The sequence below is a fragment of the Vibrio mexicanus genome (genome assembly GCF_001012815.1).
GTDB lineage: Bacteria > Pseudomonadota > Gammaproteobacteria > Enterobacterales > Vibrionaceae > Vibrio > Vibrio mexicanus.
The window spans coordinates 1-20,598 of record NZ_JYJP01000001.1; the positions used below are offsets into that span (position 1 = coordinate 1).

The following is a 20,598-nucleotide window of genomic DNA, read 5'->3' on the forward strand; positions in this document are numbered from 1 at the left end:
AAGAGACAGCCTTAACGGAGCCTTTCTCTATATAGCAAACTGAATTACTTAGCGGCGCGACGCTTAGCGACTGCTGAAGCGAGTTCGCGAAGAACAAGCTCAGTATCTTGCCAGCCAATGCATGCATCAGTAATTGATTGGCCATAAGTTGGAGCACAACCGTCAACGAGATCTTGGCGACCTTCAACTAGGTGAGATTCGATCATCACACCGAAGATAGCGTCTTCACCACCAGCGATTTGTTGTGATACGTCTTCACACACATTCATTTGACGCTTGAACTGCTTAGAGCTGTTTGCGTGGCTGAAGTCGATCATCACTTTTTGAGGCAAACCAGAAGCTTCTAGCTCTTGCTTGATTGCACCCACGTGCTGTGCACTGTAGTTCGGCTCTTTACCACCACGAAGGATGATATGACAATCTGGGTTGCCCGCCGTCTCGATAATTGCAGAGTGACCGTATTTAGTTACTGACAAGAAATGGTGAGATGCACCCGCTGAGCGAATCGCATCAGACGCAATCTTGATGTTGCCGTCGGTACCATTTTTAAAGCCTACTGGGCACGATAGACCCGACGCTAGCTCGCGGTGAACCTGAGATTCAGTGGTACGGGCACCGATTGCACCCCAGCTGATCAAGTCGCCAACGTATTGCGGTGTGATCATGTCTAGGAACTCACTCGCCGTGGGCATTCCCATGTCTGTAAGGTCAAGCAGGAGCTTACGTCCCATGCGAAGACCGTCGTTAAGTTTAAACGTATCGTTTAGGTATGGGTCGTTGATAAGACCTTTCCAGCCTACGGTAGTACGCGGTTTTTCAAAGTAAACGCGCATCACGATTTCGAGGTTTTCGCCAAGCTCGTCACGTAGAACTTTTAGCTTTTTACCGTACTCTAATGCTGCTTCTGGATCATGAATTGAACATGGACCAATAATAACTAGCAAGCGATCATCTTTGTCTTCCAAGATATTGTGGATCGCATTACGAGTTTGAAAAGTGGTAGAAGAAGCAACTTCTGTAGCAGGAAACTTCTCTAAAACCGCTACTGGGGGTAATAACTCTTTTACTTTGTTAATTCTTACATCATCAGTTTGAAACATTGCTTACTTCTTCCTATTTATCTGGCTTTGAACAATATGCAACTCCTTTTGCTGCAAATTTGTTCATCTATCTACATCCTATTTCCCTGTAACTTATCGACTAAAAACGAGAAGTTCAATCATTAATTTCAACAAAATTCAATAATCACTGTATTTTTCGAATAACACCAAGGCGTAACACATAATTTACACCTCATTTTTTGCTCTTACAGCCTAATGAAAACCACTGTGAACTTGATGCAATATCCCTTTGATATTGCTATGGTATACCTCATCACGAACGCCATATTCTAAATTGGTATGAATGCGATAAAATTCGAAAACGTAGACAAATGGTATGGAAATTTTCACGCCCTAAAAAGGATCAACCTCACAGTAAAAAAAGGGGAGATCGTGGTGATTTGTGGTCCATCTGGGTCAGGGAAGTCCACTTTGATACGTACTGTGAATCAATTAGAAGCCATTTCTCAGGGCATCATTGAGATTTCTCACGAGCAACCTTCATCCGCTCCTGGGGCAATTGGTATGGTTTTTCAGCACTTCAACCTCTTTCCTCATCTTACAGTGATGGAAAACTTAACGTTGGCGCCGATTCGAACTCTCAAGCTATCTCGCACCCAAGCGCAAGACAGAGCTCGTCATTACCTAGAGCGAGTCAACATCGCGGAACAAGCAGACAAGTACCCTGTGCAACTCTCTGGAGGTCAGCAACAACGTGTCGCCATTGCACGTTCACTCTGTATGGAGCCTGAGATTCTGCTTTTTGACGAACCCACCTCTGCACTGGATCCAGAGACCATCCACGAAGTGTTGGATGTGATGATCGATCTTGCCAATGACGGCATCACCATGATGTGTGTAACGCACGAAATGGGGTTTGCTCGTAAAGTCGCCGATCGCGTTATATTTATGGATGAGGGGGAGATCATCGAAGTTGCGCCTCCCGAACAATTGTTCAACGAGCCGAATCACCCACGGACTCAACAATTCCTAAACCAAATATTGGCCCATTGATGATCATTAAAACGTTAAAGCCCGTCGGCTCTGCCATACTTCAAATCATCTTACTTATGCTAGCGATGTTTTTGCTGCTGGATTCGGGTGCAAAAGCGATGAATTATCAATGGCAGTGGCATCGAGTCCCCGACTATCTGTTCTTTTTTGAGGATGGCGAGTGGTGGCCTGCTGAACTGATTGAAGGCCTTATTGTCACTATCAAGATTTCAGCTATCAGCCTATTTTTCACTCTGGCAATAGGCCTTACGACAGCTATGCTCAAGCGCTCAAACTCTATCGTTGGGCGAACGATTGCCACCCTCTACATTGAACTGATTCGTAATACTCCGCTGCTAGTGCAGATCTACTTGCTCTATTTTGTATTTGGGCCTGTCATTGGACTCGATCGGTTTTCAACAGCAGTGTTAGCTCTCGCTCTCTTTCAGGGGGCATACACTGCTGAAATTTTTCGTGGTGGCCTCAATAGTATTCCAAAAGGCCAGTTTGAAGCCGCTAAAACATTGGGCCTATCTCCATTTCATACATATAAAGATGTGATCATCCCTCAGCTTCTGCAAAAGACGTTGCCACCGCTAACTAACGAAGTAGTGTCATTGATTAAAAACTCTTCTATTGTCAGCGTAATGGCGATTTTTGACCTGACGACTGAAGGGAGAAATATTGTCTCAGAAACAGCAATGCCTTTTGAAATTTGGTTCACCGTAGCCGGAATATACTTGCTCCTGACTTTATCACTGTCTGGTTTCTCGGCTTGGCTGGAACACAAGTTAGGATCTCAGTGGCGCAGCTTAACGTCAGGGCTTCGCGACAAATTAGCTAAATATAAACAACTTACAACATAACCTCGAACAGAATTGGCTTTATAACACGAACTTCACGGAGAATAGAATGAAGCGATTAGGAATGGATTTACTGAAACGCGCGAGCTTTAAAGCGCTGCTCGCCAGCGTATTAAGCCTTAGTTTTGCAACCAGTAGTTTAGCGGCAGAAACACCAAACTTAGACAAGATCAATGAACGTGGCACTCTAAGTAGGCATGTCGACTTTTGTCCCGTGGGCGATGAGAGACAAGCAAGGTGACTTAATTGGCTTTGAAATAGACGTTGCCAAACGACTCGCGGAAGACTCAGGATGGAAAGTCGAGTTTGTACCAACAGCGTGGGATGGCATCATCCCAGCCCTACTTGCTCAAAAATTTGATGTTATTATCGGTGGTATGTCGATAACTCCAGAACGTTCGAAGAGTGTTCTATTCACCTCGCCATACTCACACTCAGGTGTTCAAGTTGCAGCCAGCAAAGAACTTGCAGAAGGCTTTTCGGAGCTTAGCGATTTTGACTCTCGCCGAGTAAAAATTGCAGCAAGGCGCGGCGCATTCACGGTTCAAGTTGCGCGTGAAACCTTCCCTAAAGCGAAAATTCTTCAGTTCGATGACGATGCACAAGCCTTCCAAGAAGTTTTGAATGGCAACGCTCACGCGGTTATCGCTTCTAGCCCGAAGCCTGAGCACGAAGCAGTGAAAAACAATGATAAGCTATTCATTCCGTTTACAGAACGTTTGTCGAAAGGTAATGAGGCTTTCGCAGTTCGTTTAGGTGAAGAGGATAAGGCTGCTTTCTTCAATGAGTGGATTCAAGCTCGCACCGAAGACGGTTGGTTAAAAGAGCGCTACGAATACTGGTTCTCGACGTTAGATTGGCAAGATCAAATCGCATCCGGTCAGTAATACTTAAATTAAAAGCTGTGCGGCTAGGTCATCATTCCTAGCCGCTGCACATTCAAATCATCAATACAAAGATTAAAAGCTCAGTGCAGATAATAAAAGCAAAAACACCTCGCCAATCTAACGGTGCCATTCAAACGCAATGGAAACTGAACTCTCTTGATTTGATTCTGCTACTCGTCCTAGTAATAGCGGGAGTGTGGCTCTACTACCGTGCTGCTCATGGGATCAATTACCAATGGCGCTGGCAACAGGCCATTGATTTAATCTTTACTGCACGTTCAGACGGTTCGCTTCCTTACTTTTTACAGGGCTTGATCGCTACCGTTCGATTGTCCATTTGGGGTATGGTCCTCGCACTTGGGCTTGGCACAGTTGTGGGTATCGCTCGTTTTTCCTCTGTCTCTATACTGCGTGTACCCGCTAACCTTTTTGTTCAGCTGGTGCGCAACATCCCACCACTGGTATTCGTTTTTATCTTTTACTTTTTCATCTCTAATCAGCTGATTCCATTGCTTGGTTTACAAACTGTTCTTCGCGAATTCACAGGAGAACCCAATAGCTTCCAACTGGTGCTTTTTGGCCCTGCCTCACTATGGGAAAACACCTTATCGGGTGTTCTATGCGTAGGGCTGCTCTCTTCAGCATATGTCGCAGAAGTCATTCGTTCGGGCTTAAACAGTGTTCCTAAGGGGCAATGGGAAGCGGCTGATTCTTTGGGGTTATCGACTTGGACTAAGTATCGCTACGTTGTTGCTCCACAGGTACTGACTTTGATTACGCCGGCTCTTGCTGGCCAAGCAATATCCTTAATAAAAGACACGTCCATCGTATCGTTAATATCCATTCAAGAGATGACATTTGTTGGTACCGAAATGGCTAACTCATCTGGGCTAGTTTTTGAAATTTGGCTAATTGTTGGCGGTTGTTATCTGATGCTTTGCTTACTGCTCTCCCTTGGTTTCAAGAAAATTGAAAAACGCAGTTTGAGACATTTGAAAAGTGATTGATTAGAGTCAGCCTCACTTACATGCAAAGCCCCAAACACAAAACCCTACCGTTTTTCGGTAGGGTTTTAATGTAGTTTCAAATGCTGACATTAGATGAAGTAGTGGTCCAATAAAAGCGCGGTAAACAAGAGCATCAAGTGTAGATAGAAAACTTAAATGTGTCCATCGCTGAGCTTTCATCTGCGTTAAACTTCAGCTTCCAAGCCGAAGCGATGAACCCCGCGCTTAAACAAGATGAAACGGCTAAATAGAGTAAACCACTCATGCCAACCAATACTGGCATCAAACACACCAAGCTCAGTAACACGGTATAAAGCAGAATTGATGTTTTTGTATAGCTCACACCATGAGTCACGGGGAGCATTGGTATGTCGGCTTTCGCATAATCATCTTTACGATGAATCGCCAGAGCCCAAAAGTGTGGTGGCGTCCAAATGAAGATTATCATCACCAGCAGCCAAGCATTGGCATGAAGTTCGCCCGTTACGGCTGTCCAACCCAACAAAGGCGGCATCGCACCTGCAATACCTGCAATCACAATATTCTGAGGTGTCGCCCGTTTGAGATACAAAGTATAAACCGCAGCGTAACCAAAAAGACTTGCCAAAGTTAACCACGCGGTTAGCGAATTTGTCCAGAGCATTAATATAGTAAACCCGACAGCACCAATAAAGAGAGCGAATGCAAAAACTCTCACTGCATTGATATCTCCAGATGGCAAAGGACGTTTATAGGTTCTCGCCATAATGGCATCAATTCGGCGATCGATTAGATGGTTAAACGCGGCAGCGGAACCCGCCATTAACGCAATGCCTGACAATCCCGCTATTGTTTGGATAGGAGGAAGAGCGCCCGGCATCGCTAGACACATACCAACCAAGGCAGTCAGTAGCATAAGAGCCACCACCTTCGGCTTGGTTAATGTCAGGTACAAACGCCATGAGGACTTCCCTTCCCTTGGCGTCGCAATAACAGCAGACTTACTCATGCAACGTCTCCTTCGTTAGCTCAATGTATTCGTTTGGCTGCCAAAGCAGAACATTGGCATGCAGTACAGATAAGAGCAGCAGCGCAGCACCTAAGTTATGCGCAACAGCAACTCCAATTGGTAGACTAAATAAAACATTACTGACCCCTAATCCAATTTGAATTAGAAGCAGTAAAAACATAATCCAGCCCGTTCGATTCAGTGCACGCTCCGAGCCAGCGAGGCAACGAAATACGAATACAGCAACAACCAAGGCTGTCACAATCGCGCCGATACGATGTGCGACATGAATCGTCATTCGTGGGCCATAATCTAGAATTCCAAATTCGTAGTTATCAAAGCCCGGGTGGATCAATTTAAAGGCATTGGCAAAGTCTAGGTGGCTCATCCAGTCGCCTTCACAGATAGGTAAGCTTGTACACATGAGAGCTGCATAGTTTGAGGACGTCCATCCTCCCAGAGCAATTTGCAGTACAACAACAACGAGGGTCAACGCCGCCCATGGCCTTAGAGATTGAGATATCTGCAAATGATCGATGGGGTCTCGTTCTAATTGAGCTTGCCAATAGATCATCGCCAAGCAACTGAACAGGGCGAACCCGCCCAGTAAGTGGCCCATCACAACCACAGGCCACAGTTTGAGCGTGACTGTCCACATACCCAACAAAGCTTGGAAAATAACAATGGCTGTTGCTGCCACCGACGAAGTTAGCGGGACTCGCTTGGTCTTGATACCAATAAATGAAATCGCAAAAACCAGAAGGCCTAACGCTCCAGCAAAGTAGCGATGAATCATTTCAAGCCAAGCTTTTTCGGCTTCAACGGATAAGTCGGGATACAGCATATTTGCCTTGTCCAAGGCTTCTGCAGATGTAGGTACAGTCAAATGTCCATAGCAACCGGGCCAATCAGGCAACCCAAGCCCGCATCGGCGAGTCGGGTATAAGCTCCAAGCATGATGACTACGAATGTCATCACCAAAGTGACTCTTAGCAATACGATAAATTTCATAGGCGTTCCTTGCTCATCGATTTATATTGCATTTATCTCGTTATTCACTGCCTGATTTAGCCCACTCGGGAAAGCTTCAATAGCTTTCTCAAATCCGCCAATAAGCCTTTGTTTTGAATCGAGAGGTTTTCAGTGTCTTCTATTTCAGGGTAGCGCATGACTAACTGACCACGCGGGTCAACGATCACATAATCAGACGGTGATAATTCTGTTAAAAACTGTTTGGATACAGGTATTTGTATGAAGCCTTCCAGTGGTTCTATACTGCTATCGCTATCGCTACTCATTAGTAGGACTGGCTCAACGCGATTGCGATAGCGGCCGAGTGCGATATAGCTTTGACGCATGATGTCGACTTGAGCCTGACATACATCGCCACATTCAGCCGGAACAAGATACGCTAACTGCCAACTCTTGTTTTCTAATGGGTTCTCTGCTCCTAATGAGTCATAACTGGCAGTAGGCTCAATCAGTACCCCTTTGTTGGTTACCCCCGAGTTGTACCAATTGTTCATCAGTATTACCTTTGCCAAAATCGCAGGCAGAGCAAACAAAGCAATCAGCGACAGCAACTTAATACGGCTCTTTCTCACCGCTTCTTGATCATTGCTAGACTCAACCGAGTTTTTAACCTCTTCACTCATTTGTTATCTCCTTCACGACGACTCTGTTTAACTAGCCTAAACAACACGTAACCACTCAAAACGAACAATGCGGCTGCCATGGAAAACCACTGAACTGCGTATCCAAAGTGCTTCTGCGAACTCAAAGGGACGGGCTGCCAAGGCTGAGGATAAGGCCAACCTTCTAGTTGAGGTTGAACAACAAAGTTGAGTAGCTCTACACCCCATACGTCACCTAACTCCGGTAAATTTAAGTTCTGGACCCGATTTGGCGACGTCAGTTCAAGATTCAATTCTTGGCTCAAAGGGTTACTGCCCTTTTGATACACTCGACCCACTAATCGAATTGGATCCACTAGCCAATCCACCATAGGTAACACGTCACGACTACTTTTGGCATTGACAAAGCCACGTTCTAGCAAAACGTAGTGACCTTGCGACTTCACCAACTGGTAGGCCAAATAGCCCACTTTCCCCTGGTATGTTTGGTTATCAAGTAGCAGGTACTGCCCCGCAATCGGTACTACATCCATCTCTATGCGCGTGCCTGTAATCGGTGACAGCGCGTTATTCTGGCTAACATCAATGCCGCGTGATGAAAAAGACTCAAGCAAAGCATCCATACCCTCAAATATCACTGACTGTTGCTTTAGTAGTTGCTCTTCGAACAACTGTTTTTCTTCACCCCGTGACATCTGCCAAAAACCCAATTTGACCAATAGACAAAACAATCCCACAGTTAGAGTTAACCCCAGCCAAAAACGGCCAGAACGAACAAAAGGATATTGTGAGGATTGCATGACATTACTATTCAAAATTGCGCTAGTCCTATTACTACTTTTCGTCATCGTCAACCTAGGTTTTGCACTATTTCAAATGGTTAGAGAACCTCAAGAGAGTACATCTACCAAACCGATGAGCTTTTATTTAGGTCGACGACTCGTCATCTCCACGGCGATCATCATTCTATTAATCTCAGCACTTTTGCTGGGCTGGATTGAACCCAACCCACGGCCTTATTAACACCCTCGTTTTGTTTTCAGTTCCTCTACTCACTCGACGCTCCCAAAGCAAATTCAAAAAGCGATGTTTAGAGGACGTAAACAAACACGAATAGACACAGCCACACCACGTCTACAAAGTGCCAATACCAGCTTCCCGCTTGAAAAGCGAAGTGATCCTTTGGAGTGAAATGGTCTTTGGCAATTCTAAACAGCAACACCAGTAAGAAGATGGTACCAAGCAATACATGTAGGCCATGGAATCCTGTCAGTAAGAAAAAGGTGTTGCCATAAATACCTGATTGGAAAGTTAACCCAAGGTCTGCATAAGCGTGCGCATATTCAACCCCTTGGTAATAAAGGAAGAATCCAGCCAGAACAATCGTGATTTCTAACCAAACGATGAGTGCCATACGGCGATCTTTTTCCAAGCTGACGTGCGCCATATGCAAAGTAATAGATGAAAGCAGCAACAAAATGGTGTTGGTGAGCGGAATACCTTGCCAAGGCATGCTTTGGGTTGTCGTGCCATCTGGCGTTGTTGTCAAAGGCCACATCGCTTCAAACGTTGGCCAAAGAACCTCATGGGTCATCGCGTTATTGTCTGCGCCGCCAAGCCAAGGTATAGAAAGCATTCGAGCGTAAAATAGCGCCCCGAACAAAGCACCAAAGAACATCACTTCAGAGAAGATAAACCAGCTCATGCCCTGCTTGAATGACCGAGCAATTTGCGCAGAATAGAGCCCTGACATAGATTCTGACACAACGTTGCTAAACCAGCCTGCCAACATAAACAGCAGCACAGCAAAGCCAATAAACAGCACCACTTTACCAAACACGCCGCCACCATCCGTTTGGGTGCTTTGAACCGTCAGCCCCGCCCCACGGCAACAAGGAACAGGGCAATAGCGCCCACTAAAGGCCAACTACTGTGGGCAGGTACGTAATAGGTTTCGTGCTTTGAACTCATGGTATTGTTTCCTTATTCAATCACTCCGTGAGAGCATCGCTCTATTGTGAACGAACCTCGTCTTGCTCTTTACCTGATTGCTTTGTAGTAAAGGGATCTGCAGTTGAAAGTAATGCTGCTACCACCTTGCCTTCACCCGTGGCCTGAGTAGTCTCGACCGAATCCGTTATATTGTAGAGGGTGTAAGAGAGGGTTAGCGTATGAATGGAGTCAGGAATATCTGGCTCTATGTAAAAGATCAGCGGCATCTGAGCTTGTCCATTGGCCGCAAGTGGCTGCTGGTTAAAACAAAAGCACTCGATTTTATTGAAGTAGTTGGCACCTAAGCCGGAGAGACCGATGGCACTGCCTGCCCCACCAAATCGGAAGACGCTTTGTTCATGGCGACATAATGGGTTTGAATCACTTCTCCGGGGTGGACTTCCATCACTGTCACTTCTGGTGTGAACGACCAAGGCATGCCTTTATTGATATGAGCCATAAATTCAACCCGCACCGTTCGGCTAATGTCTGCGACCATACCCACGGGCTGAACGGCCGACGCAGTATTGGTTTTGCCATTTATACCCAAGGCATCACACATGATGTCGTATAAAGGAACAAGCGCAAAACCAAAGCCAAACATAGCCACCACTGCACCCACTAACTTGAGCGTGAGTTTTTTGTGCGATTTCTGCGTTTGATTTTGGTTTTCCATAGGAATCCCCTAGTCCACTTTTGGCGGTGTTTCGAACGTATGGTGCGGTGCTGGGCTTGGAACCGTCCACTCAAGACCTTCTGCTCGATCCCAAGGTTTCGCTTTGGCTTTTTCACCGCCACGAGCACATTTGATAACCACCCACAAGAAGATCAACTGCGACAAACCAAACGCGAAGCCGCCTATCGACACAATTTGGTTCACGTCAGCGAACTGGATAGCGTAGTCGGGAATGCGTCGTGGCATACCCGCCAAACCTAGAAAGTGCATAGGGAAGAACAAAATATTGACCGAAACCACCGACGTCCAGAAGTGCCATAAACTCAACTTCTCGTCGTACATGTGCCCCGTCCATTTAGGTAGCCAGTAGTAAGCCGCGGCCATAATCGAGAAGACCGCTCCCGATACCAATACATAGTGGAAGTGCGCTACCACAAAGTAGGTGTCATGATATTGGAAATCCGCTGGCGCAATCGCCAGCATCAAGCCAGAAAATCCACCAATAGTGAACAGTACGATAAAGGCAATTGAGAACAGCATTGGCGTCTCGAACGTTAATGCCCCTCGCCACATCGTTGCTACCCAGTTAAACACTTTCACCCCTGTCGGCACCGCTATCAACATCGTGCAATACATAAAGAAGAGTTCAGCAAACACGGGCATTCCGGTGGTAAACATGTGGTGCGCCCAAACAAAGAATGAGAGGAAAGCGATACTACAAGTGGCGTAAACCATGGAGTGATAACCAAACAGTCTCTTACCAGAGAACGTAGGAATAATGGCAGAAACGATACCAAATGAAGGCAGTATCATGATGTAAACTTCTGGGTGCCCAAAGAACCAGAAAATGTGTTGGAACATCACTGGATCACCGCCACCAGCAGCGTCAAAGAAGCTGGTTCCGAAGTACTTATCGGTAAGCACCATGGTCACCGCCCCGGCAAGCACGGGCATCACCGCAATAAGCAGAAACGCAGTGATTAACCATGTCCAAACAAACAGCGGCATCTTGAACCATGTCATTCCCGGTGCACGCATGTTTACAATCGTCACGATGACGTTAATCGCCCCATGATCGAGCTGATACCCATGATGTGAACGGAGAACACAAACAAAGCGGTACTATCCGGTCCGTATGTCGTTGAGAGCGGCGCGTAGAATGTCCAACCAAAGTTAGGGCCGCCGCCTTCCGTGAACAAAGAAGCGATAAGGATCAAAAACGCGAAGGGTAAGATCCAAAAGCTCAAGTTATTCATTCGCGGTAAGGCCATGTCTGGTGCACCAATCATCATCGGAATCATCCAGTTAGCAAGGCCTGTAAAGGCTGGCATTACGGCACCAAACACCATGATCAAACCGTGTACCGTGGTCATTTGGTTAAAGAAATTAGGCTCGACGAGTTGTAAACCGGGTTGGAAAAGCTCTGCACGAATGATCATCGCCATCGCACCGCCGGTTAAAAACATCGCAAAGCTAAACCACAAATAAAGCGTTCCTATGTCTTTGTGGTTTGTCGAATAGAGCCAACGGCCGATACCTGAGGGAGCGCCGTGATGGTGATGATCATCCGCTTCAATCGCAACAGAGTTAGTACTGACCGATTGCGCTTCATTCACCGCCGATGACTTCACTTGTTTATGTACGGACGAGTTGGGTGTGGACGTTTTCATTGTCACTCCTTGGACTGTTCCTTAGTGGACTACTGCCCTTGTTCTTTGAAGGCATTCACATCCGATGCTTGAACCACATCACCAGTATCGTTACCCCAAGCATTTCGCTGATAGGTCACGACTGCAGCTATTTCTTTATCGCTCAACTGGTTGGCAAATGCTTGCATCGCCGTTCCTGATCGGCCATTTACAATAATATCCAGATGGTCATCCAACGGGCCCAACGCAATAGCGCTGCCTTTGATCGCAGGGAACGCCCCAGCCAAGCCCTCACCATTGGCTTGGTGACAGACAGCACAACGCTCTACGTAGATTTTTTCACCCATTGGCATCAAATCATCCATTGTCATCGAGCTTTCAAGAGCCAGTTGCGCGGCTTTTTTCTCTTCAGCGATTTCAAGTTTTTTGTTTGCTAACCACTGGTCATACTCTTCTTCTTCCATGGCATGCACTACAATCGGCATGAAGCCATGGGCTTGGCCACAAAGCTCGGCACACTGACCGCGATAGACACCAGGTTTATCGATTCGAGTCCAAGCTTCGTTAATGAAGCCCGGAATGGTGTCTTTTTTCACGGCAAAAGCAGGAACCCACCACGAGTGGATAACATCATCAGAAGTCATCAAGAATCGTACTTTGCGGTTAATTGGCAGGACCAAAGGGTTATCCACTTCCAATAGATAGTGCGCCCCTTTTTCATCGATGCCATCGATCTGTTTTTGGGACGTTGACATTAGGCTGAAGAACTCAACCTCTTCGCCAAAATAACTGTAGTGCCACTTCCATTGTGAACCTGTAATTTTTACCGTCAGATCTGACTCGGAGGTATCTTCCATCGCCATTAGGGTTGTGGTGGCAGGTATAGCCATACCGATCAAGATTAGAACGGGGATGACCGTCCAAATGATCTCTACTTTAGTACTTTCGTGGAAATGGGCAGCAACCGCTCCCTTAGATTTTCGGTGTTTGATGATCGAATAGAACATCACGCCAAAAACGACTAGAGCAATGACACAGCAGATATAAAAAATCAGCATGTGCAGCTCGTACACTTGCTCACTGATCTGAGTGACGCCTCTGGTTAGGTTGAAAGTCTGCGCTTCTTCAGCAGAGTATGCAGGGGTAGTAAGGCAACCCATTATAAAGCTCAACCAGAGCCAGATCTTTGCCTTTAGCTTTCTCACACGAGCTCTCCTCAGTATCGAGCACCTTCCATAATGCTCTTGGATTTACTGGTCGATCGATTAGTGCTCATAGGCCGCTTTAGGGCGTAAAATGAGCCTAAATTAATGTTATATTTATGTTAATAAACGTTAGTTAATGTTTCTAAATAGCGCAAGAAAGTGCTAAACCAAAATAAAAAAGTACTACTCTGGTCACTAGGGGCACTGCAATTAAAAGCAAGCGATGGCTGTTTTTTGAGGAAGGTTGGATAGAGAGGAAAAAGTTGGTACGAGCTGAAGAAACGTCGCACAAATGTAAAAGAAGTGGGTTAGACCCACTTCTTAATTGCTCTTATAGTTGTTGCTGAACGATCTGCTCGAGCTTATCGTATGGGAGATAACCAGGAACCACTTGATCGCCCATGATCATTGCTGGCGTACCTCTTAAGCCCAGCTCAGTGAATAAGCGGTAGTTCTTATCAACCACATCCATCATAGAACCACTTTCTTCAAGTTGTTTAACTGTCTGCGTTTTTTCTGCCACCGCTTTTAACGTATCCTCGTTATGCATAGTGCGATTCGCAACCAACAGGTCATGCACTTCCTTGTATTTTTCAGGCTGATCCTGCCAAACCTTCAGCGCATAGGCTGCGGTGTTGGAATCAGTCCCTTGCATAAGCTCCTTTAGCGGCGTAAAGAAGTTTACCACTTTGACTTGAGGGTAATTAGAAACCAGTTTTTCTAACTCCGGCTCTAACTTTTTGCAGTACGGGCAGTTGTAATCTGTCACATTGACGATGGTCAATTCAGGTTCGTCATTTCCCATAACAGGGTGAACCGAACTGGTGATATACGAATCCAACTCCACCAGGGCTTTCTTGAACTGCTTCTGTTGCACAACATAACCATTTAGGCTTTCGTGTAAAGTCCCCACGATTTCTGGGTGACTCTTCAAAATCGAAACAATCTCTTCGATTTGATCATCAGTGTTGTCTGCCAATACAGCAGGGCTAAACAATGGCGTGGCAGCAAACATTGCCATCAGAGTCAGAGACATTACATTTTTCTTCATCAGTTTCTCTTTCATTCAATCAAATTAACCACGAGTAAACAGACCCGAAGTCTAAGGGGTTACATTCAGAACAACCATAAAAATTGGATGAAATTAGTTTTTATTGATTAAAGTGGTAAAAATCACTCAGCAACCCACTCAATTTCAATTAAGGTTTTGTCACCGTACTTTAAACGGCCCAGAAAGATATCGCCTTGGTGTACCTCACCGACTCCCTTGGGTGTGCCCGTCATCAAGACATCGCCATCTTCAAGTGGTGTGTAGCTGCTCACTTCATCTAAGATGGTTTCTGGTGAATAGATCATTTGTGTAACTGCGCCGCATTGAACTCGGACACAGTTGATGTAGAGCTCAACTTGCAGTTGCTTAATGTCGATACCATCAAGAGCAATAAATCGGCTCATAACCGCAGCGCCTTCAAAACTTTTCGCCCTTTCCCACGGTAAACCTTGGTTCTTAAGTTTTGACTGCAATTCACGCTTGGTCAGATCTAATCCAATTCCCACGGCATAAAGCTGATTATGTTTCACCACAAAACAAATTTCCGCTTCGTAATGCAAAGGCTCTTGATGGAAAGAAGTCAGGCGTTCAGAAAGGCTCGCATTGGTTTTGTTGAATAACACCATTTGCTCTGGAACAGCATTATTAAGTTCCTGAATATGCTCTAGGTAATTTCGCCCAACACAAACAATTTTTGATGGTGCTATGAGCTCGTCACCCAGTCTAATGGTACGCATATCCGATCCTTTATCTTCATCAACATGATTCAAAAACAAGGCGCATAGTGTAATGCAAAGTGTTTACCGATTAACCTAACTAAAAGCACTTTATTGCGAAAATCAGATCTTGGCTCAACTTTGCAATGGGCGATTTAACTGTTCGAAAAGTAGAAGGGACAGATGCAGGAAAAACAAAAACGCCCACAACCGAAGTTGCAGGCGTTTTCTATAAGTTAGACAGGGTTAGCTGACTAAATTATAGGTAGAAACGAGCACCGATAACCCACTTGTCATCTGTAGCTAGTTTAGCACCCGAGCTGTCTTTGTCGTTTAGGTCGAACTGGTAACCAGTGTAACCAACTAGCTTAGGAGTGAAGTTGTACTCAGCTTGAAGAGCTAGCTCTTCGCGAGTTGTTTCTTTCGCGCTGCTTTGAGTATCTTTAACGTCAACTGTTTCGTAGTTGATGCTTAGGTTTAGGCTGTTCGCTAGAGCGTATGCTGCTAGTAGTTCGTAAGCATCAGTTTCTGCTTGGCTAACGTACTTGTCTTCAGAAGTTTGGTAAAGACCAGCAAGGTATAGACCGTTGCCGTAAGTACCGTAAGATGCAGAGAATGCGTGTAGGTCTAGAGCGCCTTTAGCAACACCTTGAGCAACATCACCTGTGCTGTATGCATAGCCTAGGCTAGCACCCATGAATTCGTAACCAGCAGCGATTTGTACGCGGTCTTTGTATTCAAGACCAGCAGTACCTTTGCTATCAGTAGTACCCTGCCATGCAACACCTAGGTTTAGAGAGCCAGCGTCACCGAAGTCATAACCGTTGCGGTAAGAAGCCATGTTATCTGCACGAGTCAGACCAATCTTAGCGAAATCGTCGCCTGCGTATAGGAAATCGTTCGCAAACGCGATAGGAAGGTCAGTAACGCCAGCTACGTCGTAGTATGGTGCCCACTGAGTACCCACTACTGCACGACCTAGTTCGTCGTGAGTAAGACCGATGTAACCTAGACGAGTTGTGAATGCGTTGTCTGAGTTAGTTAGGTAGTTAAGAGCCCACTCACCGCGTGCGTCAACTGTGAAACCGTTACCCATGTCTTGAGTAGCAGTAAAGTTTAGACGTGGAGAGTTAGTACCTACATCAGTGTTACCTTCTTCTGAACCGTTTAGGTTTACAGAAACGTGGCCGCCCATTGCGAAAGTAGTACCTTCGTTGTTGTAAAGTTCAACAGCGAATGCTTGAGATGAGATTGCAGCAGCAGAGATTGCAACAGCTAAGATTTTTTTGTTCATTTTAAAGTCCATATATAACAAAAGTTATGTCCACCATTTAATCGAACAATGTTCACCAATCGCTAATGTAACGACTGCTTCACAGCTCGATTAACAAGTGGTTAGGACTTTACCCACTCAACTCCAAAAAGTTGCACAAAATAATATAAAATCTACAATAAAAGTTGAGCGAGAAATATAAATCATTCAAAAACAATTATTTAGCGGTTATTTTTGTTAAAAAATGATGTTTTATTTTTAGATTACAAAATGAAATATTTAGATTTTTGACCTAAAAACAATCAGTGAAATAAATATAAAAACAACAACCTATAAACCCAACTTTAAATAGTTTGCATTTATGTAGACACCTCGTTAATAAAATCCAATAGATGAGGCGTATATTGGCGAACTAGCATAAAGTTTTGGTAGCAGAATTCCCTTCTTAAAGCTGTTTATTTATTCACCACAGCGACATAAAACCAAAATAAAACCGTAATATTTCAGACACGAAATCGTAATCCAGTCGTTCTACCTTAGTGGCAACTCATTTGATTCGAGCAATGATGCTCACAATACTAATAAGGTACTTTCAAAATGAATAAAGCAGCGATAGCAACAGCAGTGTTTTCCGCGTTGGTTTCAGGTTCTTCTCTTGCAGCAACAGTTTACGATAACGATGGAACTGAGCTAAAAGTAGGCGGCCGAGTTGAATTCCGTGGCGATTTCATCGGTTCAAGTGGCGCAGAAGTTGACGGTACAATGAAAGACAAGTCTCGCGCTCGTCTAAACCTTAAAGGCAGCACAGAAATCGCTGACGGCCTAAAAGGTTTCGCATTCTATGAAGCAGAACAAGGCTCAGGTGACTCTGAGTTTGATAACCGCTACATGTATGCTGGTCTAGACACCAATATCGGTGCTTTCTCAGCAGGTCGTCAAGATATGGCAGCGGTCATCATCTCTGACCTAACGGATGTGACTGAGTTCTCTGGTATTCAACAGTACATCGACTCAGCGTCTGATAAAGAAGATTCAACGTTTGCATACCGTGGCAGCTTCGATGCTCTACAAGTTGAAGCGACTTATACTGCAAACAGCACAAAGAGCACTGACGGCTACAGTATCTCTGGTCTTTACTCACTGCCAATGGGCCTAGACCTAGGCCTAGCGTACTCTGGTGCAGACCTAGGCCAAGATGCTGGTTCTGAAAGCCAGTTCCTACTTGGTGCAGGTTTCACTTGGGAAGCACTATACCTAGGTGCAACTTACTCAATGGGCGACATCAACGACAAAGCCAAAGAAGAGTTCAACGCTCTTGAAGTGGTTGCTGCGTACAAAATTACTGACCAGTTCACGCTAAAAGCGCTTTACGCGAACGCTGAAGTAGAAGACAAGAGTGCGAACACTAAAGCGGATTCTGATGACTTCTTCGAGGTTGTGGGTTACTACAAGTTCAACGGCAACATCAGCTCTTACGTATCTTACATGTCTAACGGTCTAACTGACGTGAAAGATGCAAACGGCGTAGTAACTGCGGGTGAAGATACGCTTCGCCTAGGTCTTAAGTACAAGTTCTAATCTTGCTTTAAAGCCTAAAAAACAAAAGACCGAGCCTATGGCTCGGTCTTTTCTATTTCTAACGCTTGTTTCTCTCACTTTCTTAGTGAATCAAGCGTACAACTAACGCACCTGGTTCACGCATTGAATCGATGTTGTGGCTGAGAACAATCCCATCACGCGGTGCAAGATACTTGTCTTGTTCGTCACCAAACACATCATAAGCAATGGCAACAAGATCGCCCTCTTTAACTGGTTGCATCAACGTCACCTGCGGTAAGACAAACGCGCCTTGTTTGGCTCTAATTGAGGTGATCGCTTGGCCTTCAACCGCCTGCGAATACTCGCTTAGTGTTTCACCCTCAAGCACGCCTTTACCACGTAAGACCTCTTCAATGCCCTCGACTGTTCGGTCAATCAAAGGCTGTTCAATCACCTTTGCGGTGCCGACTTCAATAGTGATACTGGGAATCCCTGATTGATTCCATACAGTTTCCAACACACCTGCATCGCCGGGATCGTTCAAAATCGCGTCTGGTTGGATTTGACGCGCCATTTGCAGTGATGTCTCGATACGAAAATCTGCAAAGACATAAAGCGGATAGATAGCACCAGACGTTTGGGTATGAAGATCGATGGCGAAATCTGCATTCGGACGCAATAGATTAGTCCAAAGATTATCAATGTAACGATTCGCCGCATCCCCTTGACTATTACCAGGGAAGAAACGGTTCAAGTTACAGGGTGACGCGTCAGGATCTGAGCTGGAATAGTCGCGGCTATGGTTAAGCATACCCGGAAGGTTGACAGTAGGCACGATGGTTACCACACCAGATGTTACTTTCCCTTTAAGAGTACGAGCCAGTTTCTGCGCGGCTAATACACCGTTAAGTTCATCACCATGAACCCCCGCTGTCACCATGATTTTCGGCCCTTGAGCTTCGCCCTTTAACACGATCACTGGCAAATATTGGAACTGTCCGATTGCCGTACTGGCAACCTGAAACCAAAATCGATGTTCACCGCTGGCGAGTTCATCCACATTTAACGACTCAATAACCGAATGCCCTTGAATCACATCCTGAGTAACGTTCTGATTAGCCACAAAAAATCTCCGAAAACTGTCTACTTACAGCAAATTGCCGAATTACAGATAATTAAAAAACGCAAAAAAGGCGAGTCTCCTCGCCTTTTGAATAAGTTTAGCTGAAGGGAGTAGGCCTATGCAAAGCCTGCTAAATGCGCCCCAACAACAACAAAACTTGAAAGCACAAATAGCAGCACAATGAAGCGCCAACAGAACTTCGCCCAGTCACCCCAGTCGATACGACATACACCGAGTGTTGCCATTAGCGACGCAGAAGTAGGAACGATAATGTTAGTAAAGCCATCACCCAACTGGAATGCTAGAACCGCCACTTGGCGTGTCACACCCGCGATGTCTGCCAGTGGTGCAAGAAGTGGCATGGTCAGCGCCGCTTGGCCCGAACCTGATGTCACAAAGAAATTAAAGATCGACTGGAAAACATACATTAACCAAGCGGCTACCACATCGGGTAAACCAGAGATCGCCACACCTGCGCCATTTAAGATAGAGTTAAGTACGCTCGACTCGTCCGTAGACCCGCCGCCAAGGATTAGCAGCACGCCTTTCGCACAACCTACAAGTAATGCCGGAGCCAACATGATGCTTGCGCCATCTTTAAAGGCTGCCGCAATATCGTTAGTCGTCATGCTATTTAGGCGGAAAATCACACCGATAATACCGACGATGAAACCCATTGTGAAAAACTGGGAAGCAATTTCAGGAATGTACCAAGCATGAACAACCACGCCCCACACCACCCAAGCCATGCTGGCGATCACCGTAAGGATTACGAGTGTGTCACCCAAGTTCCAGCGCGAGCTTTGCTCACCCACTTCTTGATTACGGAAGTAGTCGTCACTCTTATAACTAAAGGACAAAGTTGGCGATGCTTTAATTCGTGACGCGTATAGCATAGTGAACGCAATACCGATCAGTGTGAACACCACCCACATCACCATACGAGCTTGCATACCCGAAAGGACTGGGATACCAGCAATACCTTGTGCAACGGCGACCGAAAATGGGTTCATCCAAGAGGTGGCAAAACCGATCTGCGTTGCGACGTAAGTGACCATTACGGTAGTGATGCCATCGTATCCGAGTCGAACCATTAAAGGTGCAATAATGATGGCAAAAGCAACCGCTTCTTCACCCATACCAAAGACGGCACCGCCTAAAGAGAACAGAGCAAACAAAACTGGGATAAAGAGCGATTCACTGCCTTTGGTTTTATCGATTAAACGGAGAATACCGTTATCGATGGTTCCCGTGCGCATGACAACGCCGAATGCGCCACCAATCACCAGCATGAACATGATGACGCCGATTGCACTGCCCCACTTTGAGCCTGATACCAAGCCTTCAAATGGGAAGTTCATCAAGCCAATGCCACCACCAGACGCAAAGAAACCGACTTTATTGTAAACCAGCTCACCGTTATCATCCGTAGTGTACGTAAATGACTGAGGATCAATAACCGTTCTGGATTTCTCTACGCCATCAGCAATATAAGTGACTTGTTGGCTGTCGAAGTGACCTGCTGGAATTATGTAGGTCAGTAAGCTGGCAAGAATACCAACGATAAAAATCAGAATAAGCGTATCTGGCATCTGCCAAGATTTTGCTTTTTGCACTTGTGGCTGCACATCCGTTTGGGCTTGAGACATGTCTAAATCATCGAATTTTGAAACAGGGCATGAAATATCATTTATTTCGAATAAAAAATCAATACTAAGCAACAAACTAGTCACTAAAACCAAACTTTCTTTGATCTAAAGACAAAGACTCTATTCATTACGCCAGATGTAAGATTTGACTATTCATACCCAAGTGACTTCAAGATGCTGGACTCAGAGCGTTGTCACGGGCTCAAGTTCAAGGCAAATGACGCAGTGGAATAACGGGTTCTTTCCAAGTCAT

The 20,598-nt window shown here is 45.5% G+C and carries 14 protein-coding genes and 6 pseudogenes; 6 read left to right on the forward strand and 14 right to left on the reverse strand.

The genetic code is table 11. The annotated features are described in order from the left end of the window. Positions 1–44: 44 nt before the first annotated feature. On the reverse strand, positions 45–1,100 hold the full coding sequence (aroG, locus tag UA76_RS00005; RefSeq protein WP_047041969.1) for a 3-deoxy-7-phosphoheptulonate synthase AroG: 1,056 nt from the start codon (positions 1,098–1,100) through the stop codon (positions 45–47). A gap of 300 nt (positions 1,101–1,400) precedes the next feature. Between aroG and UA76_RS00010 the strand changes: the two genes are divergently transcribed. From UA76_RS00010 to UA76_RS00025, 4 genes and pseudogenes are all read left to right on the forward strand, one after another. After that, entirely contained in the window at positions 1,401–2,114 is a 714-nt protein-coding gene (locus UA76_RS00010; protein ID WP_047041972.1) for an amino acid ABC transporter ATP-binding protein, read from the forward strand. Beyond that, complete coding sequence (locus UA76_RS00015; protein WP_047041973.1) at positions 2,114–2,959, forward strand: amino acid ABC transporter permease; 846 nt, start codon at positions 2,114–2,116, stop codon at positions 2,957–2,959. Before UA76_RS00010 ends, UA76_RS00015 begins: the two co-directional genes overlap by 1 nt. Positions 2,960–3,005: 46 nt before the next feature. After that, positions 3,006–3,843, forward strand: a pseudogene (locus tag UA76_RS00020) (transporter substrate-binding domain-containing protein). An 89-nt stretch (positions 3,844–3,932) separates the two neighbouring features. Continuing rightward, a complete protein-coding gene (locus tag UA76_RS00025; protein WP_084705438.1) occupies positions 3,933–4,850 on the forward strand; it encodes an amino acid ABC transporter permease in 918 nt (305 codons plus the stop codon). A gap of 89 nt (positions 4,851–4,939) precedes the next feature. Here the strand turns inward: UA76_RS00025 and cyoE are convergent. From cyoE to UA76_RS00045, 4 genes and pseudogenes are all read right to left on the reverse strand, one after another. Then, positions 4,940–5,838 (reverse strand): annotated as a pseudogene (gene cyoE / locus UA76_RS00030) (heme o synthase). Continuing rightward, positions 5,831–6,849 (reverse strand): annotated as a pseudogene (locus UA76_RS00035) (COX15/CtaA family protein). The pseudogenes cyoE and UA76_RS00035 overlap by 8 nt, the downstream one beginning before the upstream one ends. Before the next feature lie 56 nt (positions 6,850–6,905). Further along, positions 6,906–7,493: a hypothetical protein gene (locus UA76_RS00040; protein ID WP_047041975.1), complete on the reverse strand. Its 588-nt coding sequence runs from the start codon at positions 7,491–7,493 to the stop codon at positions 6,906–6,908. Continuing rightward, positions 7,490–8,320 carry an SURF1 family protein gene (locus tag UA76_RS00045; protein WP_272945988.1) on the reverse strand — a complete coding sequence of 277 codons (831 nt, stop codon included), beginning with the start codon at positions 8,318–8,320 and terminating at the stop codon, positions 7,490–7,492. Before UA76_RS00045 ends, UA76_RS00040 begins: the two co-directional genes overlap by 4 nt. On the opposite strand from UA76_RS00045, the gene UA76_RS00050 reads away from it, so the two are divergent. Then, entirely contained in the window at positions 8,271–8,495 is a 225-nt protein-coding gene (locus tag UA76_RS00050) for a DUF2909 family protein (RefSeq protein WP_047041980.1), read from the forward strand. The genes UA76_RS00045 and UA76_RS00050 overlap by 50 nt on opposite strands. Positions 8,496–8,562: 67 nt before the next feature. Here UA76_RS00050 and UA76_RS00055 read toward each other — a convergent pair. From UA76_RS00055 to UA76_RS00085, 7 genes and pseudogenes are all read right to left on the reverse strand, one after another. Next, positions 8,563–9,443 (reverse strand): annotated as a pseudogene (locus UA76_RS00055) (cytochrome c oxidase subunit 3). 41 nt (positions 9,444–9,484) lie between these two features. After that, a pseudogene (locus UA76_RS00060) lies at positions 9,485–10,140 on the reverse strand (cytochrome c oxidase assembly protein). A gap of 9 nt (positions 10,141–10,149) precedes the next feature. After that, positions 10,150–11,810: pseudogene (ctaD, locus tag UA76_RS00065) on the reverse strand (cytochrome c oxidase subunit I). Between the two features lie 29 nt (positions 11,811–11,839). Further along, complete coding sequence (coxB, locus tag UA76_RS00070; RefSeq protein WP_047041981.1) at positions 11,840–12,949, reverse strand: cytochrome c oxidase subunit II; 1,110 nt, start codon at positions 12,947–12,949, stop codon at positions 11,840–11,842. Positions 12,950–13,325: 376 nt separating this feature from the next. Beyond that, positions 13,326–14,045 (reverse strand): DsbA family protein, encoded by a 720-nt coding sequence (locus tag UA76_RS00075; RefSeq protein WP_238322101.1) that lies wholly within the window; start codon positions 14,043–14,045, stop codon positions 13,326–13,328. 122 nt (positions 14,046–14,167) lie between these two features. Beyond that, positions 14,168–14,782 (reverse strand): fumarylacetoacetate hydrolase family protein, encoded by a 615-nt coding sequence (locus tag UA76_RS00080; RefSeq protein WP_047041983.1) that lies wholly within the window; start codon positions 14,780–14,782, stop codon positions 14,168–14,170. A gap of 238 nt (positions 14,783–15,020) precedes the next feature. Then, the gene (locus tag UA76_RS00085; protein ID WP_047041985.1) at positions 15,021–16,055 is read right to left on the reverse strand and encodes a porin; all 1,035 of its coding nucleotides are present in this window, start codon (positions 16,053–16,055) and stop codon (positions 15,021–15,023) included. A 576-nt stretch (positions 16,056–16,631) separates the two neighbouring features. On the opposite strand from UA76_RS00085, the gene UA76_RS00090 reads away from it, so the two are divergent. Beyond that, positions 16,632–17,612, forward strand: coding sequence for a porin (locus UA76_RS00090; RefSeq protein WP_047041987.1), 981 nt, complete (start codon positions 16,632–16,634; stop codon positions 17,610–17,612). An 82-nt stretch (positions 17,613–17,694) separates the two neighbouring features. On the opposite strand, the gene UA76_RS00095 is transcribed toward UA76_RS00090, so the two are convergent. Then, complete coding sequence (locus tag UA76_RS00095; protein WP_047041989.1) at positions 17,695–18,696, reverse strand: succinylglutamate desuccinylase/aspartoacylase family protein; 1,002 nt, start codon at positions 18,694–18,696, stop codon at positions 17,695–17,697. Positions 18,697–18,812: 116 nt separating this feature from the next. Beyond that, positions 18,813–20,288 (reverse strand): putative basic amino acid antiporter YfcC, encoded by a 1,476-nt coding sequence (gene yfcC / locus UA76_RS00100; RefSeq protein ID WP_047042149.1) that lies wholly within the window; start codon positions 20,286–20,288, stop codon positions 18,813–18,815. Positions 20,289–20,598: the final 310 nt, after the last annotated feature.